This is a genomic window from Paenibacillus sp. ATY16 (assembly GCF_003399985.2).
Lineage (GTDB): Bacteria > Bacillota > Bacilli > Paenibacillales > Paenibacillaceae > Pristimantibacillus > Pristimantibacillus glycanilyticus.
The window spans coordinates 431402-457710 of record NZ_NMOK02000037.1; the positions used below are offsets into that span (position 1 = coordinate 431402).

Genomic DNA, 26309 nt, shown 5'->3' on the forward strand with positions numbered 1-26309 from the left:
TTGCATGATTAGTTTAGCGCTATGAGCGGAACGAAGATAAATGGCGTGAAGATTGAATGCGGCTAAGTGGGTGAACGAAGATGGAACATGGGAGCTTAGGCATTATCGGCGGAATGGGTCCCAAAGCTACCTCGGTTTTTTTTGAAAAAATCATAAACAGAACGAATGCGAATATGGATCAGGATCACATTAATATCATTATTCTTAATCATACGAGTCTTCCTGACAGGACCGATGTTCTTCGAAAGAAAGAAGGGGATCTATTCTTAGATCAAATTTCTAAGGATATGGCTCTCCTTCATCATGCCGGTGTGTCCAATATTGCAATACCCTGTAACACGGCACACTGCTTTTATAATGAGATGCAGGAAATGACCACCATTCCGATTATTAATATGGTTAACGAGACGCTTAAGCTTGTGGCGGATAAGTTTGGATCGGGCAGTAAAGTGGGGATTTTGGCGACGGATGGAACCTTGCATAACGGGCTATATAGCGAAGAATGTGAAAAGTTGAAACTTAAACTATACAAGCCGAATGAAGAAATACAGAAACGTATCATGAGTATCATTTATAAGAAACTGAAGAAAAACCAACAGGTTAACCCGGCAGAAATCGAGGAAATCATAGAGAAGCTGCTGAGCGACTTCGATTGCGACTGTGTCGTAATTGCTTGCACGGAATTATCAAGTATACCATTGCGGCAGAGTACTCAAAGATATTGCATTGATGCTATGGATGTGCTCGTAGAGCAATCCATTCTTCGTTCTGGTAAAAGCGTTAAAGCTGCTGAAGAAGGTATGGGATATTCATTATGCCGGGGGAACCAGAACGGTTGACATACATATCCAAAGGCTCCGCAAGAAACTTGGATGATGGCAATGGCTCATTTAAACGATTAACGGAATTGGTTATAAGTTTATTACAAAGCCACTGGATAATGAATGAATTATTTTCTCGAGAGATGCGTCTTTATCTTTAGGGATGACTTGATCGTACCGCCGGACAACGTAATGGACCGATTCACGAGAACGTCCAAGGCGTCGATATAGTAAGGCCGCACGGATTCGCTTAATTCTATGCAAGATAATTCCGTGCACGCGAGAACGACGCCGTCGCATTTCTCCCGCTGGAGCATTTCCGTCATAATACCTTCGAGCAGACGAGAATCCGAATAACCGGTTTTTTTGATATCTTCATAGATGATGCTCATAATGCTTTGTTGCATGCTTGGGCTCGGGATGAACGGCTCAAGGCCGTATTGCCGCAGGACATCCGAATAGATATCGGTTTGAAGGGTGGCGTCGGTCGCGAGAATGCCGATTTTACGATTGGCTTTATGTTTCGCGAGCAGTTCTTCGACCGTTTCTCTTACCATGTTGACGATCGGAATAGCCGTCATGGCTTGAATGTCGTCGAAGAAACGATGCGCCGTATTGCAAGGAATAACGATGTTCGACACTTCCGCATGCTCGAGCAGCGCGATGTCCGCTTGAATCAACCGAAGGAATTGCTGATCTTTCCGCTCAAGGATTGAGCTTGTTCGGTCCGGCAATGACGCATGATTCAAAATAATCATGTCGATATGGTCCTGATCCGCTTCCGCTTCGGTGAATTCAATAACTCTCTCGAAAAAAACCGATGTCGCCTTTGGTCCCATCCCGCCAATCACACCTAAAAGGGATCGTCTCATCATCTCTACCTTATTTTGCATCATCATCTTTTCCATGTATTTATACTATGAGAATTCGGTCATAAATTTTCATTTAAATGAAAATTTTTGAATCCCGAAATCCGGTTTTGGCTATAGTAAAGTGAACTGAATTGAATTGAAATTATTCGCAAAGTTTCAACAGAAATGAGGTTGCCGCATGCGCACAAAACGAAATAGACGCGCTAGACGTAACAAGGCCATCTTAGTATTTTCCTTCATTTTTATTGCCGCATTGGTTATATGGACGTCGATCGACAACATATCGGCGGATACCAATCCCGCAGCCACGCCGACTGCCGCACCGACTGCCGCGTCTGCCGCAACGCCGGACACCAAGGCTGATACGGAGCCGCCCAAAATCACGGGAGTCAAAAATTTAACCGTCTTTATCGGAGACCGCGTTTCGTACAAAACCGGCGTAACCGTTAAGGATAATCTCGATACGAACGTCGCTTTGGTCGTAGACACGGGCGGCGTCAACCTAAAGAAAGCCGGCGTTTACAACCTTACGTATACCGCCAAGGATGCCGCAGGCAACATAGCCCAAGCGGAGGCTACCGTAATGGTTAAGGTAAAGCCTGCGAGCCCCCTCAACGAAGACGAACTGAATAAACTGGCGGATACCGTTCTCGCCAAGATCGTGACGGAAGACATGACGGATGTCGATAAATTATGGGCAATCTTCAAATGGACGAAGTACAACATCGGCTATGTTGACAGCTCCAGCCACACCGATTGGCGAAAAGGCGCGCTTCAAGGGTTTAAACAAGGTACGGGCGACTGCTTCGTCTACTATGCCACCGCAAGGATGCTGATGGAAAGAAGCGGCTTCGAAACGCAAACCGTGATCCGGGACAAAGGCAGAAAAACGAAACATTTCTGGAGCTTAGTCAAAGTCGATGGCGCCTGGTATCACTTCGATACCACTCCCACGATCAAAAAGAATACGACTTTCCTGCTTACGGACGCAGAACTGGCGTTATTTAATAAGCAATTTAAGAACTACTACCTATTCGATAAGTCCAAACATCCGGCAACGCCGACCAAACCGCTCAAGGAAAGAAGCAAGTATCTTAAATAAGGAGGGGAGGTTTGCCTATGCAGTTCAACGTCATGGAGTATTTAGAGCATACGGTACGAAGAGTACCGGACAAAATAGCTTACGCGAACGACGAATTCAGCCTTACGTTCCAAGAAGTGTACGGACAGTCCAGAGCGATCGGAACGTTTCTGAACAGGCACCATTTGCAAAAGCAGCCGATCGTCGTATTCATGAACAGGAGTCCGAAAGCGATTGCGGCTTATTACGGCGTCATCTACAGCGGCAATTTCTACGTACCGCTCGACGACGAGATGCCCAGCACCCGCATCGAGACGATCGTTCGGAAGATAAATCCCGGCGCGATCATCTGCGACGAGTCGACGATGGAAACCGCCGTTGCCATCGACTTTCAAGGGAACGTTCATCTGTTCGGCGACTTGATTCAAGGTCCTGTCGACGACGAGGCATTAACCCGAATACGCCTTTCCGCCTTGGACACGGATCCTTTATACGTCGTTTTCACGTCCGGCTCAACGGGCGTACCGAAGGGCGTCATCGCCAACCACAGATCGGTTATCGATTATATCGAAAACTTATCAGACGTGCTCTCCCTGAGCGAAGACACGATATTCGGGAACCAGACGCCGCTGTATCTCGATGCTTGCTTTAAAGAACTATTTCCGACCCTGAAGTTCGGAGCGACGACGTATATCATCCCGAAGAGCCTGTTTATGTTCCCGCTCAAATTGGTGGAGTTCCTGAACGAGTATCGCATAAACACCGTATGCTGGGTCGTATCGGCGTTAACGATGATCTCTTCCTTCAAAGTGCTGGACAAGCTGGTTCCGCAATATCTGCATACCGTCGCGTTCGGCAGCGAAGTATTCCCGGTGAAACAATTCAATCTGTGGAGAAGCGCGTTGCCTAACGCGAAGTTCGTTAACTTATACGGCCCTACCGAAGCGACCGGCATGTCGTGTTACTACAAGGTGGAACGGGCGTTCGAGGAACACGAGATATTGCCGATCGGCAGGCCGTTTCGCAATACCGAAATCCTCTTGCTCGGTGCAGGCGATCGCGAAGCCGCTCCCGGGGAAGCCGGAGAAATTTGCATTCGGGGCACTTGCCTGACAATGGGCTATTACGGAGATTTCGCTAAAACGAACGAGGTCTTCGTACAAAATCCGTTGAACGCCCAGTATCCCGAACTGATCTACCGGACGGGGGATTTAGGCAAATACAACGAGCATGGCGAGCTGATGTTCGTCTCGCGCAAAGATTACCAGATCAAGCATATGGGGTATCGCATCGAGCTTGGAGAAATCGAAGCGAACGTTAATCGGCTGGAAGGCATCAAAAGCGCTTGCTGCGTTTACGACAAAACCACGGAGAAGATCGTTTTATTCTTCGTAGGCGAAACGGATGCCAAATCGGTCGTCAAGGAACTGAAGCGGCTGCTGCCGAAGTATATGATTCCCAATCGGATTGAGCGGTTAGACGCGATGCCGCTCACGACGAACGGAAAAATCGATCGCGTTTACCTCAAAGAAACTTGCGTCAAGAAGGAGAGTTAAGCAAATGGATGAGTTGTTGAAAATATTGGAAGATATGCACCCTGACATCGATTTTCGTCAATGCGATACGTTAATCAAGGATAAAGTGTTGGATTCGTTCGACATCGTCACGCTGCTTGCGGAAATCGACGGTGAATTCGGCGTGACGATTCCCGTGGAGGAAATTACGCCGGATAACTTCAATTCCGCCCAGGCGTTGTATGCGTTAATCAAAAGACTATCCGACGATTTATAGGGGGAGACCATGCTTTTCACCTCATATGGTTTCATTCTCTTTCTCGCTTCCTTGTTCGTCTTTTATTATCTCATTCCGAGAAAATACCAGTGGGTATTGCTTCTCATCGCCAGCTATTTGTTCTATGCGTTCTCCGGACTACAATTTCTTGCTTATATCGCGGTGACGACGGTTTGCGTTTATTATGCCGGACGCCGAATCGGCGACTTGGCGCAGACCGAATCCGCGTATCTACGGGAACATAAGCACGAATTGGCAAAGTCCGAGATCAACGAATACAAATCCAAGATGAAAGCAAGAAAACGGATTCCCATGCTGCTCGCCTTGTTCGTGGCCTTGGGCATACTTGCTTTCGTTAAATACACCGATTTCGCGATTGCGAACATCAATCTCATCGCCCGGGCTTTCGGAAGCGAAGGCGGTATTTCCTTCTGGACGATCGCCGTTCCGCTCGGCATTTCCTTCTATACGTTCAAGAGCGCGGCTTACCTGATCGACGTCTACAGGGGCAAATTTCCGCCGGAGCGCAATCTGTTCAAGTTCGCGTTATTCGTTTCCTTCTTCCCCGAAGTCATACAAGGACCGATTAGCCGATTCGATCAATTGGGCAAGACGTTGTACGGCCCGCACGACTTCGACGGCCGCAACGTAAAGTTCGGCTTGCAGCGAATCGCATGGGGATTTTTCAAAAAGCTGGTCATCGCCGATCAACTGATGGTCGCCGTTCGGACGATTTTCGACGATCCTGGTCACTATCATGGTGCGTTCGTGTTGGTTGGCATGTTGCTATACGCGTTTCAACTGTTGGCCGACTTTTCCGGCGGTATCGATATTACGATCGGGATTGCCCAAGTGCTCGGCGTCAAGGTTCAGGAAAATTTCCTAAGACCGTATTTCGCCAAGTCGATCACGGATTACTGGCGCAGATGGCATATTTCGATGGGCGCTTGGTTCCGGGATTACGTCTTCTTCCCGATGTCCGTCTCGAAGCCGATGCTAGCCCTGTCGAAGTTCTCCCGCCGTCGGTTCGGCAACGCGATCGGCAAGCGCGCCCCCGTGTATCTAGCGACTTTAACGACCTGGTTCGCCACCGGCATATGGCACGGTTCCAGCTGGAACTTCATCGCATGGGGACTGGCGAACGGTATCATCATTCTTATCTCGCAAGAACTGGAACCGTTCTACGATTGGTTCCATGGAAAGTTTAATGTGAAGCATACTTTCGGATTCCGCTCTTTCCAAGTCGTACGGACGCTGCTGCTGATGAGCTCGATCCGGCTGTTCGACTGTTACATGGATGTGCCGCTGACGTTCAGGATGTTCGGGTCCATGTTCACGACCTTCAATTATCGAGTATTATTCGACGGTTCGTTGCTTCATCTGGGCATCTCTTTTAGTCACTATGTCTTAATCCTGTTGAGCCTAGCGGTTGTCGGAATCGTCAGCTTGCTTCAAAGAAGCGGGAGCGTGAGGGAGAAGATAGAGGCGCAGCCGATTGGCGTAAGGTATTCGCTTTACGGCATGCTGATCCTCTCGATCCTGGTCTTCGGGGCTTACGGCGTCGGTTATGACGCGAAGCAATTTATCTATAATCAGTTCTGATTTCAAAGGAGGGATGAGGGGACATTGGTACGGAAGAAGCTTATAATCGGAGCCGTCGCGATCGTTCTGCTGCTCGGCTCGTTGTATGTGCTGCAACGCCTGCTTATGCCCAAATACGTATCCGGCATCGTCGAGGGTTCGCTTATCGGCGAATATTACAAAGAGAAACGTAAGGATTTCGACGTTATATTCCTCGGGGACTGCGAAGTGTACGAGAATTTCTCGCCGGTAACGCTGTGGGAGAAATACGGGATTACGAGCTATATCCGCGGCAGCGCGCAACAGTTGATCTGGCAGTCGTACTATTTGCTGGAAGAGACGCTGAAATACGAGAAGCCGAAAGTCGTCGTCTTTAACGTTCTCGCCATGCAGTACAACGAACCGCAAAAAGAAGAATATAACCGCATGACGCTCGATGGGATGCAACTCTCGGCAACCAAGCTGAAGAGCATTCAAGCGTCCATGATGAACAGCGAGCATCTCGTCGATTACCTTGCGCCCTTATTGCGTTTTCATTCCAGATGGGATCAATTGAGCGAAGACGACTTCACGAATTTGTTCGGCAAGGAGAAGTTATTCCACAATGGGTATTATATGAGAGTAGACGTGAAGCCGGCGGGGGGAGTTCCCAGAGCTCCGAGGCTGCCCGATTACCGATTCGGCTCCAACGCCTATAGCTACTTGGATCGATTGACGGAATTGTGCGAAAAAAATGGAATCCAGCTCGTATTGGTCAAAGCGCCGACAATCTACCCGCATTGGTACGACGAGTGGGATACCCAGATGGAGCAGTACGCCGCGGACCACGATTTAACCTACATCAATTTTCTGAAGCACATGGACGATGCCGGAATCGACCTGAAGACGGATACCTATGACGCGGGCTTGCACTTGAACGTATACGGAGCGGAAAAGCTGGCTGCTTACTTCGGAGCATTCCTCGCGGATACGTACCATCTGCAGGATCATCGTACTGACGAGACGTGGAGCGGGATCTGGCAAAAGAAAATCGACTTTTACGATCGGATGAAGCAGGATCAATTGGACGAGCTCGCCAAATACGGATACCTGAAACGCTATAAAGTCGAAACGTGATAAGAATGGATGAAGGAGTGTTTACGTTGAAAAAAGCAAGTATAGGGCTGATCGCCCTCCTAATGGTACTATCCGGTTGCGGGAACAAAATGACGGAGGAGGGATCTGCGTCACCTAGCGCGTTGACCCAGACGGAAGGAGCCGCTGCTTCGCCAGCTTCGACCCAGGCTTCCGGGACGCCTGAACAAGCAAGCAGCGACGGCTACGTGTTTGAGGCGAACGGAATCCCGATTCCGATGCATGCCGAAGCAGCTCCGATCTTGAAGCAACTCGGAAAACCGCAAAGTTATTTCGAATCGCAAGCCTGCGCTTTCCCGGGACTCAATAAAATCTACCAATACAGCAGCTTCGACGTGTATGCCTACGAGAAGGACGGCGTCGATTATATCGCGTCCGTCATTCTGTTCGACGATACGGTGGCCACCAAGGAAGGCGTCACCTTGTTCAACAAGAAAAGCGACGTGATTAAAGCCTACGGCGACAAGTTCACCAACAACTTGAATTTGTACGTCTATGACCAAGGCAAATCCCAATTACGGTTCGTCATCGAAAACGATCAAGTAACCTCGATCGAGTATTTGGCCAAAATTTGATCGTAATCGCATCGTATCCATGAGATGAGTAAAGACGCCATCGGGGCGGGAGTGGACTCCCTTGATGGCGTCTTTTTGTTCGCGACTACCTGTAAGTCCACATTACAAATTCTTTCCAAGGATGAATACCGCGCATGGGTCACCAGTGTCTACTCGCTCGTGCTTGCCAAGGCAGATAAATGACAACGTAATGGAAAACCCTACAAAAGGAAATAATGATTAGTATCTCATAACTGCAAATGCACAAGGAGGCTTTCAATTTGAACCATCCGGAAAAAAACAAGCATATCGAGAAACACTTTACAGCGACCGCTCTAATCAGAGACATCGTGATAGGTATGTCGGATGGACTGACGGTTCCTTTTGCTCTTGCAGCTGGTCTTTCGGGTTCCGTATCGGGGACGCAGATTGTTGTTGTTGCTGGCTTGGCAGAGATCGCAGCCGGTTCGATAGCGATGGGTTTAGGGGGATATCTAGCGGCTCGGACCGAACAAGAACATTATGAGAATGAACTAGAGAGAGAGCGGCGGGAGATCATCGAACTTCCTGATTATGAAAGAGAAGAAGTAGCCGAGGTGTTCCGGGAATGGGGGCTTCAAGAAGATCTCGTTGAATCGGCCGTCAACCAAATAAGCAGCGATCCGAATCGTTGGATTTCCTTCATGATGAAGCATGAACTTGGACTTGAAGAGCCTGACCCAAAGAGGGCTCGCAATAGTTCGATAACAATCGGATTATCCTATATCGTGGGCGGGTTCATTCCGTTATTTCCATATATGATTATTCATCACGACGTTACGGCTCTAATGGTTTCTGTTGTAGCGACACTAATAGCGTTATTTGTCTTCGGATACGTGAAGGGTAAATTTACAGGCTCCAAACCGTTAAAGAGTGCTGCTCAAACAACACTAGTCGGTGGATTGGCTGCTGCCACAGCCTTTTTGGTAGCTAGGCTCATTGCCTGAAAAACAAAAATGTTATGGGGGCGATTACTTAATGTTCCATTATACGGTTGAGACAACCAAGACACCTGATCAAGCGGTCGAGACACTGACGGAAAATCTAAAGGCTGAGAAATTCGGTGTGCTATGGCAGCTCGATATGCAGGAAAAGCTGCGAGAGAAGGGCGTCGAATTTGATATGTCATATCAAATTTTAGAGGTTTGTAATCCGGTTGAAGCCAAGCGTGTGCTTTCTGAGAATGCACTGATCGGTTACTTTCTCCCTTGCAAATTAGCCGTATATGTAGAGAATGGAACGACTAGGATCGGCATGCCGAAACCGACGGCCTTGATTGGGCTGGTCGAGAATGAAGCCTTGATGAGTATTGCTTCCGATATAGAGAAGCGGTTGACCGCTTGTGTCGATAAGAGTGTTTGATTATTGTTTTCATACGGGGAGACCGAAAGTCTTTGATCGATAGTGATTTCTAATATGTAGGATGACAACAAACATCAATACAATAAAAGTCGCATCAAATGCGGCTTTTTTATGCTGTGTACAGATAGCGGGACAAGAACTTCTCTACAGCCCCGAGATACCCGAAATTTGCACGATTTATTAAACTAACAAGAATAGATCCAATACTTTTATTACTAAGTGCAACCTCCCAAACAAATAAATCGTCAATTTGGGTATTATTAGAATGGGGGATGAGGAATGATGGGAGATGACTTGGAAATGAGCAAAAACAACATCCATGAAACCAATCCCGAAAAGGAATATTTGTACACTGACGATAACTATGTCGATGAGAACCTTCGCACTATTCAAAATATTGAGGGTGGGGGACCACTGAAAAAAGTTGATTTACACTCAATGCCACGTCCTTTAAGAATTTTAGGCTACTTTTTATTTTCTATAATAGTCTTAATGGGCGCTTCAGTAGTCTTGATTAGTTTTATTCGTTAAATTTGTTGACCTATCGGGAGACGATAGCCAATACAACAGCGACGAAAATAGGGGGAATAAATTCAATGGAGGAAAAGTTTTATCGCCACATAGGGGTTTACGGAATATGCATGATTAACGAGAAAATTCTAGTTATCCGAAAAAGTTTAGGCCCTTATACCGGGCAATTTGACTTGCCTGGGGGCGACTAGAAGTATCGGAGTCCTTAGAGCAAGGTTTAAAAAGGGAGTTTAACGAAGAAACAGGATTCAAAGTCAAAGAACTCAAAAATATTGGTGTTTGTGATTTTTCTGTGTTATGGACGCTACAGGATAACTCTACTGAGTGTGTGCATCATATTGCGATTTTATATGAAGTTATTATTGTCGCTGGAAAAATTGGAGATTCCGTGGTTCAATTCGAAGGACAAGACTCCAATGGTTATGACTGGATTTCGATCGATGATGTTACGCCGATAAATTCATCACCGTTGGTCCAGCAAGCAGCTAATTGGTTTCGTACGAAGACGATCCCAGTTAGTAGAAGTACATATGACTACAGATCTTTAAGCTCTAACGGGAGACGATAGTTCGTTTCAAAAATGTGGTGAATTTCTATTTTGTATAGTTGCTTTTTCTGTGCTTGATTAATTGTTGAGCCGATCATATTTAATTTCAAAGTAATCCTGTCCAGTTTAAAGGGACAGGTTTTTTTGTTGGATCGGAGCTTACGTTGGATATAGCATGTACTGTACGTACATTTCATCAGTTGCGGGATTACAAAATCTCATGGCAGCGAAGCTGAAGCGGGGAGGTCATTTGGCTACTACTATGCTATTTTTGGTTTAATTTCACACCAACTATTTCAATTTCTTAATAAAAATTAAACCTATAGTCACTATACATATTAAAAATGCGAGACTTTGTGCCGATAGTAACCATATAACTCTCGTTATTATCACTTTAAGTGTTAATATAAATAGATAATTCGGGAGGGTTAACAATGATTCTTAGTTCAACTAAGAAGTTTCGCCGTATCGCGACATCCGTGACATTAGCAACTACAATTGTCGCATCGATATTTGCGGGAACGGCGTTTGCAGGACCACAGCCAACTGCAATTCAGTTGAGTGTGCTCCAACCAGACGAGGCTCCTATTTACAAGGGAACCACAACTGAGTTTATGGTCGACGCAGCTAATATTGCCGCAGTTGACGAAAATGGTCTATCACAAATGATTTTCCAAGTCGAGTATGATCCTACTGTATTTGACGAGGAAGGTTACACAACTGATGATCAGTATTATCAACCGTCTGGTGTAAAGTTGAGCCCTGCTGTTCCTGAAGGTATGCAGTTAATGAATACTCTTATCAGTCATGACAACGGTAAAACGCAATTGACTTTCACACTGGTTAATACTGCTGATGAGACTATTACACCTGCAATGCGGGCATTTTTATCCTTTAAGCTTCATGTAAAGGATGATGCGCCAGTTGGGGACACTGGAATTATTGTTCGTCCTTACGATGAAACATCAATTGTTGACAGCACAGGGGAATCGGTTCCAAGTGGACTTATTACATCGCCAGTTTCAAATTTCACTATTCAAGCTTTACCTACGTTGACTAGTGTGACAGCAAGAGCGGATTCGCAATCCTTGATTTATGGCGGTACAACTAATGTTCATCTTCAAGGAACTTATTCCGACAGTGCAATAGCTGATCTTACGGGTTCAGCTACATGGACTTCCAGTAACCCTGCGGTTGCTACAGTAAGTTCTACGGGTACAGTTTTGGCCGGTTCAGTGATGGGTTCAACTACGATAACTGGCACATATAATGGTTTGATTTCTTTCGTGCAAATAAGTGTAGTTCCTATCATAACACCGCCTCCAAGCACATTCTTAGGATTTGTGTCTAACCAAGACTCCCTCCAAATCGACAATGTCGGTGGTGTGGGCGTTCTTCTCATGCAAGAGATGTGGACTACAGGGATAGTTGATGTCACAACAACTGGAACTTGGACTTCTTCCAACGCGAGTGTGGCATTGGTATTCAACGGTGCGGTAAATGCGATGGGCTTAGGTGATGCGATTATAACTTACACTAACGCCCACGGGTCTAAATATGTGCCCGTGCATGTCGGGCCAGTAGTGCAGCCTGAACCTGTACTTGAATCGGTATACTTCACTGAGGATGCTAACGATCCACTTCGAGTAGACAAACAAGTGTCACCACAAATCAAGGGGCATTTCTCGGATAATCATGAAGAGCTTATAGATCCATCAGCATTCACATTCACGATTGATGATGAAAGTGTCGCAACGATTGGTGCAGACGGTCTTCTAACAGGGGTAAAAGATGGCATCACTAAGATTACTGCTCAATATAAGGCTGACGAGTCAATCGAGCCGATTCGGAATTATGTATGGGTAGTAAATGATGATGTACATCCTCCTGCCTTTGATCATATCGGCATTGAGCCATATGACGTTCCAACTATTGAGGTTGGAAATACACTCAAGCTGAAAGCAAAAGCATACTTTGATGAAGGTTCGATTAGTTATGATCTGTCGCGATATGCGACTTGGACATCTACCAATGATACGGTATTATCGGTTGATAAACATGGTGAACTGACAGCAATTGCTGAAGGCGCAGCAATAATTTCAGCTACTGTTCCTAACTATGGAAGAGGAAGCCAGCATTTCACCGTAGAAGCAGCAGCCACACCTGAACCGCAAGTTGTTTCTGTAGATGCTGAAACTGACGATTTAAGTACTAACATTGATGATAGTGAAGGGTATCAATTTACGTTAACAGCTACTTACGATGACGAGAGTACAAACGACGTAACTTCTCAAGCTACATGGACTTCTGATGATGAGGATGTCGTAACCATCAGTGAAGGTGGTAAAATGACTCCTGTGGGTCTTGGCACCACTCATGTTCACGGCACTTTCAAAGGCTTTACTGCTGATATCTTGGTTACAGTAAATCCTCTTCCACCTGTATCCATTAGTGTATCGCCATTGTCGGGTAACATTTTGGTTGGTGAAACTCTGCAATTACAGGTTATCGGTACATTCGCAGATTCTACAACAGCTGACGTGACAGATAGAGTGTCTATAGATTCGTCCGACCTTTCAATCGTTGGCGTTTCCTCAACTGGTTTACTTACAGGACTATCTGCAGGTACTGCTGAAATCACAATAGCAAAAGGCGGTCAACTGGAGAAGAAGTTCTCCATTACTGTCCGTAATTCAAGTTCTGGTGGTGGCACCGTTATTTCCACACCTCCGGTTCAAGCGGAAAAGCCAATTGATCTGAAAGTAGACTTCGATAAAACGAAGCTTGAAGAGATGATCAAGAAAGCTTCAGATACTCCATCTAAAACGTTTACTGATGTAACACCAACTACATGGAGTTCTGAAGCCATTCAAAAAGCTACTAGCATGGGTATTATCGATGGTTACAAGGATAACTCTTTCCGCCCTGACGCGAGCATCACTCGTGCAGAGTTTGCAACGATTGTAGCTAAAGCATTTAATCTCGTGTCCTCAAGCAGCACTACTTTCCCAGATGCTATGAACCATTGGGGTTCAAAAGCTATTGAGGCTTTGGTAGAGCAAGGGGTATTAACTGGTTATGGAGACGGTTCTTTCAAACCAGATAAAGAAATCACTCGTGCTGAAATCGTAACCGTTCTCTCTCGAATGACAGACTTCAAGCCTGTTGAGAAAAGCACTTTTACGGATATTGATAACAACTGGGCATCCACACAAATTAAAGTGTTTGCTGAGCAAGGTATCGTGAAGGGAATATCAACTACTGAGTTCGCTCCAAATGATTCAGCAAGTCGTGCAGAAGCTGTATCGATGCTGATTCGTTTAATCGATCTGATAGTTAAAGCTTAATACTGCTACTAATGGGACATGGTTGGGTTGTTACAACTATGTCCCTTCTTGTTCTTCGGAATATCTACCAAAAGCAATGAACATCTGCGGCTATATGCCTCTCTGAAATGTTAGAGAGCGATGATGAGCATGATGACATTAGATCGGGTTATTTAACGGGCAGGGCATTTCCATTAAGTGGTATAATATATTTAATAATGTAAGCTCGTAAGGAGCGTCAGAAGTGAACGCGAGACCTGCATCTTTAAGTGATGCAGAAGAACTTTCTAGGTTAAATCAAGCATTAATGGAAGTGAAAAGAGACCTCCAGCGGTACAGCTTTTAGAAATAATGTTATCCGAAGAGATAAAAAATGGTATTTTATAAACCACATTTAACAGGAGAGGGAGAAGTTTATGAATATCTTTATCACAGGTGGGACTGGGTACATAGGAAGCAGCACGGTAAACGTTGCGCTTCGCCAAGGTCATCAAGTTACGGTCTTGACACGAAGCAAGGAAAAGGCAAAAGAGCTTGAAGATATAGGGGTGCGGGCTATTATTGGCGATCTGCTCACAGATGGCGATTGGCAAAGCGCCCTATCGGAAGCGGACTATGTTATTCATTTGGCGGCCCCTCCAACCTGGGGTAAGAAAGTAACTTTAAAAGTCGCGAACGCCTATCGAAAAGGACACTATCAAATGACCGTCCGTCTGCTCGACAACATCAATCCGCAGAAGCTAAAGAAGCTTGTATATGTGGCAGGCACCAGCTATTTCGGCGATAGCGGCGACAATGAGCCGGTCACGGAATCATACCGCTCGCAGCCGAAAGGATGGGGACCTTACATCGCTCCTTCCGTCGACGTGCTTTCTGCTTATGTGGATAAAGGCATACCCATCGTCATAGCTTTCCCGGGACAAGTGTACGGCGCAAAGTCGTGGTTTCCGCAGTTGTTCCTGAAGCCACTCTCTCAAAACAAGCCGGTTACCGGCCTCAAGGGGCATAATCCAATATTTTCTCCTATTCACGTAGAAGACTGCGCCCGTGCTTTCTTGTTCTTGCTGGAGCAAGGCCAGACAGGGGAACGATATTTACTCGTCGACGATCAGCCGATCAGAAGTGCAGACATTACAACGCTTAGCGCCCAGGCGCTCCATAGACAGGATAAAAAACGTTACGTGCCAACTTGGTTATGCCGGATGCTGCTTGGTCCCGTGTTAACCGAATACGCCACGGCGCATACAAATTTCTCGAACAGCAAGCTTAAGGCGTCCGGCTTTACCTATTTGTACCCAACGATACAATTAGGTATAGAGGATGTCGTAAAAGAATGGAAGGAACTCTCAACATCTAAGGGGCGAATCCAATAAAATAGGAGGAATAGCTCATGAATTGGAATGATTACTTTCATGCTGGTTTTAATAATATAACTGACACGGGTTATATAGTTTTTCTTATAGTTCTTGCGTTGATAGTAGTATTTCTCATGTACATATTTAATCTTGGGAAAAGAATGGCTAAGGGCTTAATGTTCGTAGCCCTGGTTATATGGGTAGCTACTACTTATGCAGGTGTAGATTTTCATGGCATACAGAATTGGATAGATGGTGTATTGTGGTCGGGGACATTTTCATTCTCTGCTTTATACAAGCTATAATGGCTGCTCGATATTACCGCCGATTCCGGAATTATTCGGTACACGGTTAAGGGATAACCCGACTGGGAATAATATTGTCTTTCGAGCAAGTTATTTTTAAACTTTGGGTAAAATAGGGAGCGCGAAAATATAAGACGCTTTAACGGAAAGGTGACGTAACATGACGAACAAAAGATTGGAAGGCATTCGGGCGCTCGTGACGGGAGCGTCCGGCGGTTTGGGCTATGCGATGGCGGAAGCGCTGCTGGCGGAAGGGGCAAAGGTAGCGGTATCCTCTAGAGCGGGAGATAAGTTAGATCAAGCGGTTGCCGGCTTTATAAAAAGAGGATACGATGCGCACGCCTTGCCGCTTGACGTGCGATCCGAACAGTCAGCAGAGGAAGCTGCCCGCTGGGTCCGCCGCGAATGGGGCGGACTCGATGTGCTGGTAAACAACGCCGGGATCGGAATGAAGACAGTAAATCCGCGCTTTCTCACCGAGCCTCAGCCTTTTTACCAGGTAACGCCCGAAGGTTTTCGGAATTTGATCGACACCAACGTGACTGGCTACTTCCTCGTCGCCCGCGCTTTTGCGCCTCTTATGATCGAGCAGGGCAAGGGGCGCATAATCAACATTTCAATGAATTATGAAACTATGAAAAGAAAAGGCTTCGTGCCTTACGGTCCGTCACGCGCGGCAACCGATTCGCTCTCTTATATCATGGCAGAAGACCTAAGGGAACACGGCGTGGCGGTCAATATGCTGCTTCCCGGCGGGGCGACGGTGACCGGTATGATACCGGACGGACTGCGAAAGGAACTTGGCCCGCAGACGCGTCTGCTCGCGCCGGAAATTATGGCAGCACCCATTATCTACCTCGCTTCACAGGACGCGGAGGGAGTGACGGGAGAACGGATCGTGGCGGTCGAATTTGAGCAATGGTTGTCCAACCGAGACAATAAAGGATAACCAACTATGAAGAAGCACGATAATTCATCATTGTTTTCCACCCTCTACTAGGCTTTAATTAGCCAGGTAGAGGGTTTTTCTAATTTGTAGTCACTGATTTCTCCCATTGGATCGTTGGAAAAGAGAATATATATCGAGTTTGCGTTATTTCCGCCTGCTCATGAAAGTGGACTATCTCTTCAAATAACTCCTACACCTATTTATTACTTTAAATACTTGAACTAGCAGATACAACATAAACATATCAAGGAATAAGTGCAATAGGAGCCATTCCTGTAATGAAGTATCAAGGATCGACGATCACGGTCGAACTCCGTTCACTCCTCGGCCAGGATGATCTGTTCAGTGAACAACTGCTGACGTTCTCCTCTCAAGCTGTTTCGTCATAACGTAGAAGTTGAAAATCTGCGTATGAGCGAGAAAACAGGCGAAAAAATACTTTTTAGCGGGAGGAAGTCAAATGGCACAAGAATCTGATGAGCGTAAGTTGCAACAAATAAAACAAATGTAACAGATGTTTCTAGAGAAAATGAAAACTGAACCTTATCCCATGTACCCTAATTACGGAAAAATCACACGCTATGAAGAAATTCCAATTAATTTACCTGAACAACGTCAACTTCGTCATCCTGGTATAGAAGGGTTAATGGTGCCGCTTCCAATAATTGAAAATCCAAATTACAAAGGGAGTGGCAAGTTAGCGGGTAAAGTTGCTCTTATTACAGGAGGGGATAGTGGCATTGGTGCGGCAGCAGCCATTGCCTTCGCAAAGGAAGGTGCTGACGTTGCCATTGCATACTTAGATGAACATGAAGATGCTAATAGAACAAAAGCAAGAATCGAAGAACTAGGGCAACGTTGCCTATTGATACCAGGAGACTTGCGAGATAAACAACAATGTATCGCCATTGTAGAGCAAACTGTTAAAACCTTCGGACGCCTAGATGTTCTTTGTAACCACGTTGGCATCCAATTTCAACAACAAAGCCTTCTTGACATTACAGACGAACAATTCGATGACACCTTCAAAGTCAACATATACTCACATTTTTACACAACGAGAGCAGCGATTCCTTACTTAAAACCAGGCAGTTCTATTATCGGTACTTCTTCAGTCGTAACGTATGTAGGCGAGCAACAAATGATTGATTATACAGCTACAAAAGGTGCAATTGTTGGTTGGACACGTGCTTTGGCTAAAAATGTTGTGAAACAAGGAATTCGAGTTAACGCCGTTGCTCCAGGACGAATCTGGACGCCACTAATTGCAGCAAGCTTCTCGTCAGACCAAGTGGCTGTTTATGGAGCATTTAACCCAATGGAACGAGTTGCTCATCCATTTGAACTCGCACCGACGTATGTTTATTTAGCTTCTGATGATTCACGTTTTGTTACAGGCCAAGTGCTGCATGTTGACGGTGGGGAATCTACAAATTCTTAATATAAGGAGGTCTTTGAATTGAGATATGAATTTAATCCAGTAGTAAAGCTATTACTTGTAAATCATTCGGCGGAAAAAGTCACCATGATTTATATTGAGGATTCATGGTTAATGCCTCAAATAGGACGTAGACCGCCTTATTATTGCTACCCAAAATATATAATAAATTATCCAATAATATAAATCCTCAAGTCATTCTAATACTTATTTTCGTTAAATTGGCGATTTCTAACCTCTTCGAGCAGCGCTGGATCAGTACATCACTAAATGTCGGATGACTTGAACATAGTAACATTGTAAGCCGCATGAATTGCGGCTTTTTTGTTTTATGCTACCAAGTTTTTGTCAGTATGAAATGACAAGAATTGTGGCCAGCTGCAGACAACAAAATCAACGACAGTTTGTTTTTATTAAACTATTAAACTAAAGGGAGGATAGTTCCAATATGTGGTAGGGATATCGTGTTTTATCACGAATAAGAAATATCTCGGATGAGTCGCTTGATTCACTAATTAATTTAGGAGGAGTCAATATGATATTAGAAAAAGTTATAAATAGAATTGTAATACAAAGTGAATATAAGGAGTTTGTTGATAAGTACATACATAATATACTTACTGAATTTAAAGGTAAGATTCATAGCATTTATATGTGTGGCTCGATTCCAAAGGGAACTGCTATACCTTTTAAGTCAGATGCAGACTTTACTATTGTATGTGTAAATCCCAACGATATTGATTACGAAAGATTGACAAATATTAAAGACAGGCTGTTGGAAGAATATCCATTACTAACTAAGATTGATACGATAATTTGCTCGATTGACGATGTATTGAGCAAACCAAATGAGTGGGGTTTTTGGATTAAGATAATTTGTGTTTGCATATATGGTCATGACGTTGGTGAACAAGTACCACCGATAATTATTTCTCCAGAGTTCATTTTAGACTTAAATACAGAGACCAAGGAGGAAGTAGACTGTGTACGTGTTTCACTTTCTAATGCTAGTGATAACACAATGAAAACTAGATATATTAAAGGGTACTCTAAGAGATTAATTCGTGCATTATACTCTTTGGTCTTAGAAGATACAGGTGTATGGCAAGATGACATTGTTAAAATGAAGAACGCCATATTAAACTATTGTGAGATTGACTCCGCTTTAGTTGATTATCTGTATGCTTGTTACTTAGATAGTGATGTACTTGTTGAAGAGTTTCTGGGAATTGCGGATGAAGTATTTAGCTATTTTGAGAACGCCTTAAATGCAATGGCTGCTTCCAGAACTTCCTTCGGCTAACACCATATGACGCTCCGAGTCACTCTGAGAAGCGAGTGACCACATCCAGCCCTCATGCAGTTTTCTGATTTTCTCGAGTTGCTTCACCGGGGATCTATAGCAGGACTGGGGCCACGGATGTCCTAATTGCTTCCATTAACAATAATGCATGTGAGCGTTAAGAAATCAATGCTTGCTTACGTTCAACTAGCGGGCTGACCGTTGTAGCAACGGGAGACGATAGCTTAATAAAAAAACAGCAGCGATCGTTTTAGATCAGCTGCTGTTTTCATTCATATAACCGGCTGTGTATTGATTGTGGGAATGTTATAAGTGTCGGAAGTCAAAAACATCATCCCAATCCCGACTACTTCAGTAACGCGGATAACCAATTTACAATCGAGCGTCATGGTATTGCGTCTTTTTTATACGGGTATGAAACGTCTCGGGAATGTTTGGGAATAGTAATTCATTATGAACAGTAATGGAGCGTAGAGGAATGAAAGTATTATCCATGATTCAACCATGGGCGACTCTGCTTGTCCAAGGCGAGACTCTCTATGAAACAAGATCCTGGAAGACCCGGTATCGCGGACCGTTGGCCATTCATGCAAGCCAGAAAATCGATAAGCAGGCCTGCAAATATGAACCCATACGTTCTTTACTCGCCAAGAATGGCTATACGGAACAAAACCTCCCTACAGGAGTTATCCTTGCAACTTGCGAGCTTACAAATTGTTATCAAGTCATTGACGCTAATCATACGTCAGCCATTCTGGATTGCGGGGAGGTTGTGACGGGTGAGGACTTTCTGTTAGGCGATTACAGTCCAGGTTTTTTTGCGTGGGAAATAGCGGGTTTCCGTCTGCTGAAGCCCTATATTCCAGTGAAGGGAAAACTGGGACTATGGGAATATCCGATAGACGAAGAGTTAATGATATGACCTATGTAAACAATTAATTAGATGGAGGTTCTGTCTTCAGTTAGAGGGCTGTCCCGCGAGGGATGGCTCTTTTTTATTGGAATGGCTGCGTCATAAGCATGGTCCACAAACGATTAGGGGTTTTTTAGGTATAAGACACAATCCTTCCTCTCATCCACAGCTTAAATTGTCCAGTTCGTTTACAATAGGGCTATTCAGACAAGGGGGAATGGAAATGAACCATACAAGTGTGAGGCGCACAAGCATTTCTAATATTGTTCAAATAGAGAATTCTATCGTTGAACGGGCGGTGTTCCGATGAGTACTCTTCTGATCCGAAATGCCCGGAGCATTGTAACGATGGATGGCGAGAATAGAGTGATTCGCAATGGAGATATGTATATTGAGGGTCAAGAAATTATAGCCATCGGGGAAAACCTGCCATACGAAACGGCTGACCGCGTAATCGATGCTACGCACAAAATTGTTTATCCGGGTCTGATCAATACCCATCATCACCTGTACCAAACGCTTACGCGCAACATCCCGCTAGCACAGGATTGCTCGTTATTCGACTGGCTGCTCACCTTGTATGAAATTTGGCGGCATTTGGAGCCGGAAGACGTCTACCTAAGTGCCATGACCGGTCTTGGCGAGCTGCTCAAGAGCGGCTGTACAACTTCGTCGGATCATTTCTACGTTTTTCCGAACGGTGTCTCCGAATATTTAATCGATGAAGAGATCCGTGCGGCTTCCGAGCTTGGCATCCGTTTCTTCCCGACTAGAGGCTCCATGAGTTTAGGGCGGTCCAGTGGCGGACTCCCTCCGGATGAAGTGACTCAGACGGAATCGGTTATTTTGCGGGATACCCAGCGTGTCATCGAAAAATATCATAACGCGGACCGGTTCTCGATGTTGCGTGTTGGCGTGGCGCCATGCTCGCCATTCTCCGTGTCCCGGGATTTGCTGAAGGAATCTTCTGATCTTGCCCGCAGTTACGGCGTTCGGATGCATACCCACCTAGCGGAGACGATGGACGAAGAACAGTTCTGTCTGGAAAGACTAGGCGTTCGTCCGCTCGAATACATGGAGCAGACCGGGTGGGTCGGTGACGATGTTTGGTATGCCCATGGCATTTGGTTTAACGATAGCGAAATACATAAAATGGGCGCTTGCGGCTGCGGTGTAGCACATTGCCCATCGAGCAACATGAAGTTGTCTTCCGGCGCTATTCCGATCCGCAAGCTGCTGGACGCAGGCGTGAAAGTGGGACTTGGCGTCGACGGTTCCGCATCAAACGATGCCTCCAATATGCTTTGGGATTTGCGGATGGCGTATCTTCTCCACAAGCATGAGCTTCAAGAGCGAGGATTAACGACAAACGAGACTTTGTCGATCGCTACACGAGGTTCAGCTCGCGTATTGGGCTGGGAGAGCAGTATCGGATCGCTTGAGGTCGGAAAAGCTGCGGATCTGTTCATGCTGGACTCGCGCAAATTAGGTTTTGCAGGAGCATTGTTTGATGACGCAGCGCTTCCGCTAACGATCGGGGCTACTCAGGCGGATATGACGATCGTAGGCGGACGTGTCGTTGTGGAAAACGGCATGCTGGTTGGTATAGATGAAGAAAAGCTCGCGTTCCGCACGCAACTTGCAGCGGACCGGCTCGTGAACTCGGCATCCTTGCGCCTCGGCATCGATTACAGGAAGTATAGAGGATAAGAATCAATTCAGCATTGCAAAATTTAGCTTTAAGATGATGATACCAGACAAAGATTAAATTGAGGCTGCGTATTATACAGAACATACTAAGAATCGAACCATCACCGAATACAAATGCCCGAATTCTTCTCAGCGAAATAAACAGTATATTAATTCAAATCCAACCAGTGAAAACAAACATTTTAAAAAATACGTAGACCAGTATGTAGCTCGATTGAAAATGCAAAACAAAAAACAGCGTTTCCGGATAAAAGCGGTAACGCTGTTTTTATTTCGCCCGCTAAGCCGATATGAAGAGCGAGGGAGAAAGCATTCATGTATGTGAACGAACGGCATGAAAGTTCACGATCATTCGCTGTGAACCCTACCATAAGTGACAGCAAAAGTTGCTTCTGATAGCCTCTAATCGTCGCTTTGGATATTTTAAAATAACTGACTGCATTTGTCAGTGAATTAGGGTTATACTCAAAATGAGTTTGGAATAGCTTGGTTATACTTGGAAAGAAGGATTAGTCGATGACGAAATCGGACAATATGTTATCGATTCTCTGGATGCTACGCTCTGGAAAGCGGATGACCGCTAAGCAGTTGGCGAAAGAGCTCGAGATTCACGTGCGGACCGTCTATCGCTGTATCGATTCTCTGTGCGCCAGCGGGGTTCCAATCATTGCGGATTCGGGCCCAAACGGCGGCTATAGCATCCTAAGCCGGTTTACCGATTCCCCGCTCTTCTTCGATATCGAGGAGCAAAAGGCCTTGATCCATGCCTCGATATTTGCTAAGGAGGCTGGGTACCCCTACTCAGATGATTTAACCCGAGCGATGGACAAGATGATGCGTTACGCGAACGAGAAGCAACTGGATCATCTAAAGAGTCATAGTACTGCCTTTTCCGTCATTTATCCACGAACGGACGGAGTGCTCCAACTCTATCTTCAAATGCTGGAGGCGGCGGCAGGACAGGGACGGACGGTGGAAATGCAATATGACCGGGGCAAGGGTGAGGCCCCTCTTCCACGACTGTTCGACCCTTATGGTATCGTCAATTGGAAAGGGAACTGGTATACGGTAGGGTATTGCGGTTATCGGAAGAAGTTACGGTCCGGATCAGCTAAGTTCGAGACCGTTCGGATTAAGGGTCAAGAACAGATTCTGAACGAATTGTGTCATCACTGGTTGTTCGGCCATGCACTCGTGGAGCGTGTGCCCGAAGAGGCAGTATTCCAGTTAGAACATTCGATGTTGCAGACGTATGTACCTTATTTTTTGATGCCGTACAGTACAGCCTTGCAGATTGAGTCGGAGCTGCTTATCGGAAAGATGGTGGAGGCGAACTCCCGAATGCTTGCGCATTACGAAGCAATGTTAGCAAATTCCACAAGAAGAGAGGAAGATGTACGATGAGCAAGTTCGCCATGTTCGGAAAATTAACGGCCCACGAGGGGAAACGGGAAGAGCTCGCGGAGATGATGCTGGCATCCAGCGCGACATTGAACGATATGGAGGGCTGCATCTATTATATCCTGCATGCGGCTGAAGACGATCCTAACGATCTTTGGATCACGGAGCTATGGGAGAGCAAGGAGTTTCATGCCGCGTCTTTGCAAAACGAGAAGGTATTGGAGCTAATCGAGCGTTGCCGGCACCTAATCGCAGGGGGCAGTGCTGTAAAGGTTCGGCCGCTCGGAGGAAAAGGATTTTAATTAAATCAATGAGCAGTGCTATACCTGATTAATCGGCAGTCGTTTTCTTCGGCATAGAGAAACGGAGAGGATTTCTTTGACTAGAGAAGAATCTGCACTAATCATTTATCGAATGTACGAAGCGTTCAATAGCAGAGACATAAATTCGGTGGATGATATTTTTACAAATGGATTTTACAGCCATCCCTTACAAGCGGGGATTGAAGCAGTTAAAAAAGCATGGGCTTCAATGTTTGAATGGTTCCCGGATATCCGAGTGGTCGTCCAAGATCTGCTTGTTGATGGCGATAAAGCTGCGAGTCGCACAAGTATTCAGGGAATCAATATAGCGGATTCTGAAAAACAGCCGATGATTATTGAACTTATCCGCGTAGAAAACCAACGGATTGCCGAAGTATGGGGGCTTTCGAATATGGGAGAGTTTTTCGGGGCAAAGAGTATGGGCTAACCTCCCAACGGGCAACGATAGCTCAATATACCGCCTTATTCACAAAGGCGGTTTTCTTATGCTCAAGTATAAAAATTAGAATATAAAGCTCAGTTACTTTGATTTTTGTCTCATGTATAATAAATTCAGTATAAAGAAAAGAGGTATCTTGAAATGAAGAACGGGCAATTAGAGAAACTGAATCTATACGACATTACACAGGGGATATCGGAATATAAAAACTGGATTGTAAGTGAAGTGAACGACCATGCACTCCGTATAGCTGTTATTAATGGTGAATTTCATTGGCATAAACATGAATACTGTGATGAGTTGTTCATCGTTCTTGAAGGAGAGCTTTTCATTGATTTGGAAGATAAAACGATATCTCTGAAACCAGGGGAAATATTCACAATACCACGTAATGTTATGCATCGAACTTGGTCCAAAGAAAGAACGGTTAATCTATGTTTTGAAAAAACCAGCAACGATGTAAATGGATAATCGACAGATAAATCAGTTAAATTATCGGGAAACGTTAGTTCAAATAAGAACATTGCAGCAGCCGGTCAATAATGACCGGCTGTTGACATTACTCAGCTATGAGCAGTTGAATGACTGACATTGCACAAAAATGTTGTCGGGTGACAAGAACATGATCTCATTCAAGTCCGCGAAAATCGCGGATTTTTTTGTTATGGGATAATGTTCTTGTTAAATCATAATTCCAAACGTTTGAGGCGAGCTTTGTATTTAGCCGTACATTGTGGTCTTAGACGAAAAAGAATATTATGAAAAGAAAAGGAAAGATACTTTGCATAATATATAGAAACGCGTTGTTAATCTAGGAAAAACGAAAGAGAGAACGTGATTTCTTAATTCCTTTCGAGAATTGGGAGGAGGTACAGATCGAGATCAAACATGGTGAAACGGGAAAAGGCCTTCGTTTCACTGAACAAGTCCGCACCGCTTTCCTATCGGAATTTCTCATCGGTAAGCCTTCACACCAATCGTTGCTCCGTTATGCGCAAAGCGGCTTAGCTCCTACGTTATCGGTAGCAGGCTACGGCTTCCAGTACCATTATGGCACAATATTGCCGGCAAGTTTAAACGGGCATCCGGCTGCAGCACGAAGGTATCTGCTTCGTTGGTATACGGTCAGAACAGTTCCTGGCGTTGAAGGAGAGACTGCGGCGTCAGTTTTCGACTACGCCTACCCGGATTACTATTCTGCTTCAAGGAGTCATGGATGACCGTTCTGTGAACGGCAATAACGCAGCCGGAAATTTTCGCACCAACCAGCCTTCTGGATTTGATCTATTACTCAAAGATTTTGAATGAAAGTAAATTACAGGCTATGACACGTTCTGCCGGTCGTTAAGCAACAAAAAGAGGGGGTGTTTGGTTATGATACTTAGTGTTGAAGAACGGGACCAAATATTGGCCCAACTGAATGAGCGGCAGCGGCAATACTTATCAGATTATCTTGTTCGCGGTCATCGGACAGTATTTGCTAATGTCATGGCCAAGGAAAAGGGTTTTCATATTCCCGAGGATTCGGATCCGGCAGAAATCGAAAGGTTATTGCAAGACTGGATTTATGTGGGGTATATTGATGGCGGCCATGTTAGGCAGGACCTACGATGTGAATGCGGCCGGCCGCTGAGATATCAGCACCAGGTAAGGAATAAATCCACTGGTGAATTAAAGTTTTTTGGTATTGAGCATTTAAAAGAGCATTTGGGCATTGGGGCAACTACAGTTGCTGCCGTTAAAAAAGGGTTCGATGCCATTGATTATGAATTGGACGAGCTTCTAACCAAGTGGAAAAATAAATGGATCATGGATCCGGATTTGCTTCAAGCGGATAGTATTCCAACGCCGGTTGCCGAACAAATTAAGCTTGGTCTCCCGTTGCTTGAAAAACAAATACGCAGCTTGAAACAGAATCGAATCAAATTACTTCCTAGAAAGCTAACCTTTGAAGAAAAAACGCCTCCCAAAGAAGTAATTGCAGAAATCGAAAGAGATCTATTCAGCTGGAACGAGCCTCCCCAGACTTCACAGAACGATCCTTTTTATCTTTCGGAGAATTTAAAGTCAGCTATACAAAGTTATATTAAGAGCGGTACTCAAAGCGCCCGTATCATTTCTGATTTACTGATTCTTGAGCACGCAGCTCCGAAGAAGCGTTTGATTACTGGTAAACCTGAGATTTATGCTGCTGTGTGTATGTATATTGAACGTCATTATAATGTAGAAATTACTACATTAGGCGCGGAAGATCGTATTTACACGATTAATTCATAAGAAGTAGAAGTACTCCAAATGGGGAAGAAGTGTCAAAAGGGGATAACACATTAGAACGGTGCTGCAGAGAAGCTCCCGAGGACCGGCTTATACAACTCGATGCTCGTCGTCGTGCTTCCTTCAACGATCAGCGTGTTTAAAATTTTCCTGCTACGGCAGGCGTTTATTATGATTCCGAACGATGTGGAGCATTCCGCGTGTGTGGATGGCGCGGTGAAGGGTTAGCGTACACAAAGAAACTGCCTGTTATCATTCGA

General features: G+C 45.2%; 23 protein-coding genes and 3 pseudogenes. 25 read left to right on the plus strand and 1 reads right to left on the minus strand.

Features of this window, described 5'->3' with window-relative positions:
- Positions 1-113: 113 nt before the first annotated feature.
- A pseudogene (locus CFI03_RS22325) lies at positions 114-704 on the plus strand (aspartate/glutamate racemase family protein); the annotation flags it as partial.
- A 79-nt stretch (positions 705-783) separates the two neighbouring features.
- A pseudogene (locus CFI03_RS22330) lies at positions 784-876 on the plus strand (winged helix-turn-helix domain-containing protein); the annotation flags it as partial.
- A gap of 73 nt (positions 877-949) precedes the next feature.
- On the opposite strand, the gene cuyB reads toward CFI03_RS22330, so the two are convergent.
- Positions 950-1729 carry a cysteate racemase gene (gene cuyB, locus CFI03_RS22335; protein ID WP_349292493.1) on the minus strand — a complete coding sequence of 260 codons (780 nt, stop codon included), beginning with the start codon at positions 1727-1729 and terminating at the stop codon, positions 950-952.
- 142 nt (positions 1730-1871) lie between these two features.
- On the opposite strand from cuyB, the gene CFI03_RS22340 reads away from it, so the two are divergent.
- From CFI03_RS22340 to CFI03_RS22450, 23 genes and pseudogenes are all read left to right on the plus strand, one after another.
- Positions 1872-2795: a transglutaminase domain-containing protein gene (locus tag CFI03_RS22340; RefSeq protein WP_248759795.1), complete on the plus strand. Its 924-nt coding sequence runs from the start codon at positions 1872-1874 to the stop codon at positions 2793-2795.
- Positions 2796-2812: 17 nt separating this feature from the next.
- Positions 2813-4330, plus strand: coding sequence for an amino acid adenylation domain-containing protein (locus CFI03_RS22345; protein ID WP_248759797.1), 1518 nt, complete (start codon positions 2813-2815; stop codon positions 4328-4330).
- Between the two features lie 4 nt (positions 4331-4334).
- A complete protein-coding gene (locus tag CFI03_RS22350; RefSeq protein WP_127495071.1) occupies positions 4335-4565 on the plus strand; it encodes a phosphopantetheine-binding protein in 231 nt (76 codons plus the stop codon).
- Positions 4566-4574: 9 nt separating this feature from the next.
- A complete protein-coding gene (locus tag CFI03_RS22355; RefSeq protein ID WP_248759804.1) occupies positions 4575-6167 on the plus strand; it encodes an MBOAT family O-acyltransferase in 1593 nt (530 codons plus the stop codon).
- A gap of 24 nt (positions 6168-6191) precedes the next feature.
- On the plus strand, positions 6192-7262 hold the full coding sequence (locus CFI03_RS22360; RefSeq protein ID WP_248759806.1) for an SGNH/GDSL hydrolase family protein: 1071 nt from the start codon (positions 6192-6194) through the stop codon (positions 7260-7262).
- A gap of 26 nt (positions 7263-7288) precedes the next feature.
- Positions 7289-7855 carry a hypothetical protein gene (locus CFI03_RS22365; RefSeq protein WP_248759808.1) on the plus strand — a complete coding sequence of 189 codons (567 nt, stop codon included), beginning with the start codon at positions 7289-7291 and terminating at the stop codon, positions 7853-7855.
- A 260-nt stretch (positions 7856-8115) separates the two neighbouring features.
- Positions 8116-8820, plus strand: a complete 705-nt coding sequence (locus CFI03_RS22370; RefSeq protein ID WP_248759810.1) for a VIT1/CCC1 transporter family protein — start codon at positions 8116-8118, stop codon at positions 8818-8820.
- Between the two features lie 31 nt (positions 8821-8851).
- On the plus strand, positions 8852-9235 hold the full coding sequence (locus tag CFI03_RS22375) for a DUF302 domain-containing protein (RefSeq protein WP_248759812.1): 384 nt from the start codon (positions 8852-8854) through the stop codon (positions 9233-9235).
- Positions 9236-9514: 279 nt separating this feature from the next.
- The gene (locus CFI03_RS22380; RefSeq protein ID WP_248759814.1) at positions 9515-9766 is read left to right on the plus strand and encodes a hypothetical protein; all 252 of its coding nucleotides are present in this window, start codon (positions 9515-9517) and stop codon (positions 9764-9766) included.
- 241 nt (positions 9767-10007) lie between these two features.
- A pseudogene (locus tag CFI03_RS22385) lies at positions 10008-10334 on the plus strand (NUDIX hydrolase); the annotation flags it as partial.
- A 413-nt stretch (positions 10335-10747) separates the two neighbouring features.
- Positions 10748-13660, plus strand: coding sequence for an Ig-like domain-containing protein (locus CFI03_RS22390; protein ID WP_248759816.1), 2913 nt, complete (start codon positions 10748-10750; stop codon positions 13658-13660).
- A gap of 395 nt (positions 13661-14055) precedes the next feature.
- Entirely contained in the window at positions 14056-15012 is a 957-nt protein-coding gene (locus CFI03_RS22395) for an NAD-dependent epimerase/dehydratase family protein (protein ID WP_248759818.1), read from the plus strand.
- Positions 15013-15029: 17 nt separating this feature from the next.
- Positions 15030-15299, plus strand: a complete 270-nt coding sequence (locus CFI03_RS22400; protein ID WP_248759820.1) for a hypothetical protein — start codon at positions 15030-15032, stop codon at positions 15297-15299.
- Between the two features lie 160 nt (positions 15300-15459).
- Positions 15460-16248 carry an SDR family NAD(P)-dependent oxidoreductase gene (locus CFI03_RS22405; RefSeq protein ID WP_248759822.1) on the plus strand — a complete coding sequence of 263 codons (789 nt, stop codon included), beginning with the start codon at positions 15460-15462 and terminating at the stop codon, positions 16246-16248.
- A 514-nt stretch (positions 16249-16762) separates the two neighbouring features.
- Entirely contained in the window at positions 16763-17689 is a 927-nt protein-coding gene (locus CFI03_RS22410; protein WP_248759824.1) for an SDR family oxidoreductase, read from the plus strand.
- 532 nt (positions 17690-18221) lie between these two features.
- Complete coding sequence (locus tag CFI03_RS22415) at positions 18222-18989, plus strand: nucleotidyltransferase family protein (RefSeq protein ID WP_248759826.1); 768 nt, start codon at positions 18222-18224, stop codon at positions 18987-18989.
- 478 nt (positions 18990-19467) lie between these two features.
- Positions 19468-19911, plus strand: coding sequence for an ASCH domain-containing protein (locus CFI03_RS22420; protein WP_248759828.1), 444 nt, complete (start codon positions 19468-19470; stop codon positions 19909-19911).
- 297 nt (positions 19912-20208) lie between these two features.
- The gene (locus CFI03_RS22425) at positions 20209-21612 is read left to right on the plus strand and encodes an 8-oxoguanine deaminase (protein ID WP_248759830.1); all 1404 of its coding nucleotides are present in this window, start codon (positions 20209-20211) and stop codon (positions 21610-21612) included.
- A 516-nt stretch (positions 21613-22128) separates the two neighbouring features.
- A complete protein-coding gene (locus CFI03_RS22430) occupies positions 22129-23016 on the plus strand; it encodes a helix-turn-helix transcriptional regulator (protein WP_248759832.1) in 888 nt (295 codons plus the stop codon).
- On the plus strand, positions 23013-23315 hold the full coding sequence (locus CFI03_RS22435; protein WP_127495094.1) for a putative quinol monooxygenase: 303 nt from the start codon (positions 23013-23015) through the stop codon (positions 23313-23315). Before CFI03_RS22430 ends, CFI03_RS22435 begins: the two co-directional genes overlap by 4 nt.
- A 76-nt stretch (positions 23316-23391) precedes the next feature.
- A complete protein-coding gene (locus tag CFI03_RS22440) occupies positions 23392-23763 on the plus strand; it encodes an ester cyclase (RefSeq protein ID WP_248759834.1) in 372 nt (123 codons plus the stop codon).
- 153 nt (positions 23764-23916) lie between these two features.
- Entirely contained in the window at positions 23917-24246 is a 330-nt protein-coding gene (locus CFI03_RS22445) for a cupin domain-containing protein (RefSeq protein ID WP_248759836.1), read from the plus strand.
- A gap of 903 nt (positions 24247-25149) precedes the next feature.
- Positions 25150-26052 carry a DUF3895 domain-containing protein gene (locus CFI03_RS22450; protein WP_248759838.1) on the plus strand — a complete coding sequence of 301 codons (903 nt, stop codon included), beginning with the start codon at positions 25150-25152 and terminating at the stop codon, positions 26050-26052.
- Positions 26053-26309: the final 257 nt, after the last annotated feature.

What these genes read in the sequence shown, in the direction of transcription:
- CFI03_RS22395 (WP_248759818.1), top strand. Translation starts at nt 14,056, where the DNA reads ATGAATATCTTTATCACAGGTGGGACTGGGTACATAGGAAGCAGCACG.
- CFI03_RS22340 (WP_248759795.1), top strand. Translation starts at nt 1,872, where the DNA reads ATGCGCACAAAACGAAATAGACGCGCTAGACGTAACAAGGCCATCTTA.
- CFI03_RS22375 (WP_248759812.1), top strand. Translation starts at nt 8,852, where the DNA reads ATGTTCCATTATACGGTTGAGACAACCAAGACACCTGATCAAGCGGTC.
- CFI03_RS22410 (WP_248759824.1), top strand. Translation starts at nt 16,763, where the DNA reads ATGTTTCTAGAGAAAATGAAAACTGAACCTTATCCCATGTACCCTAAT.
- CFI03_RS22430 (WP_248759832.1), top strand. Translation starts at nt 22,129, where the DNA reads ATGACGAAATCGGACAATATGTTATCGATTCTCTGGATGCTACGCTCT.
- cuyB (WP_349292493.1), bottom strand. Translation starts at nt 1,729, where the DNA reads ATGGAAAAGATGATGATGCAAAATAAGGTAGAGATGATGAGACGATCC.
- CFI03_RS22450 (WP_248759838.1), top strand. Translation starts at nt 25,150, where the DNA reads ATGATACTTAGTGTTGAAGAACGGGACCAAATATTGGCCCAACTGAAT.
- CFI03_RS22350 (WP_127495071.1), top strand. Translation starts at nt 4,335, where the DNA reads ATGGATGAGTTGTTGAAAATATTGGAAGATATGCACCCTGACATCGAT.
- CFI03_RS22390 (WP_248759816.1), top strand. Translation starts at nt 10,748, where the DNA reads ATGATTCTTAGTTCAACTAAGAAGTTTCGCCGTATCGCGACATCCGTG.
- CFI03_RS22420 (WP_248759828.1), top strand. Translation starts at nt 19,468, where the DNA reads ATGAAAGTATTATCCATGATTCAACCATGGGCGACTCTGCTTGTCCAA.
- CFI03_RS22415 (WP_248759826.1), top strand. Translation starts at nt 18,222, where the DNA reads ATGATATTAGAAAAAGTTATAAATAGAATTGTAATACAAAGTGAATAT.
- CFI03_RS22405 (WP_248759822.1), top strand. Translation starts at nt 15,460, where the DNA reads ATGACGAACAAAAGATTGGAAGGCATTCGGGCGCTCGTGACGGGAGCG.
- CFI03_RS22345 (WP_248759797.1), top strand. Translation starts at nt 2,813, where the DNA reads ATGCAGTTCAACGTCATGGAGTATTTAGAGCATACGGTACGAAGAGTA.
- CFI03_RS22435 (WP_127495094.1), top strand. Translation starts at nt 23,013, where the DNA reads ATGAGCAAGTTCGCCATGTTCGGAAAATTAACGGCCCACGAGGGGAAA.
- CFI03_RS22380 (WP_248759814.1), top strand. Translation starts at nt 9,515, where the DNA reads ATGATGGGAGATGACTTGGAAATGAGCAAAAACAACATCCATGAAACC.
- CFI03_RS22355 (WP_248759804.1), top strand. Translation starts at nt 4,575, where the DNA reads ATGCTTTTCACCTCATATGGTTTCATTCTCTTTCTCGCTTCCTTGTTC.
- CFI03_RS22400 (WP_248759820.1), top strand. Translation starts at nt 15,030, where the DNA reads ATGAATTGGAATGATTACTTTCATGCTGGTTTTAATAATATAACTGAC.
- CFI03_RS22425 (WP_248759830.1), top strand. Translation starts at nt 20,209, where the DNA reads ATGAGTACTCTTCTGATCCGAAATGCCCGGAGCATTGTAACGATGGAT.
- CFI03_RS22445 (WP_248759836.1), top strand. Translation starts at nt 23,917, where the DNA reads ATGAAGAACGGGCAATTAGAGAAACTGAATCTATACGACATTACACAG.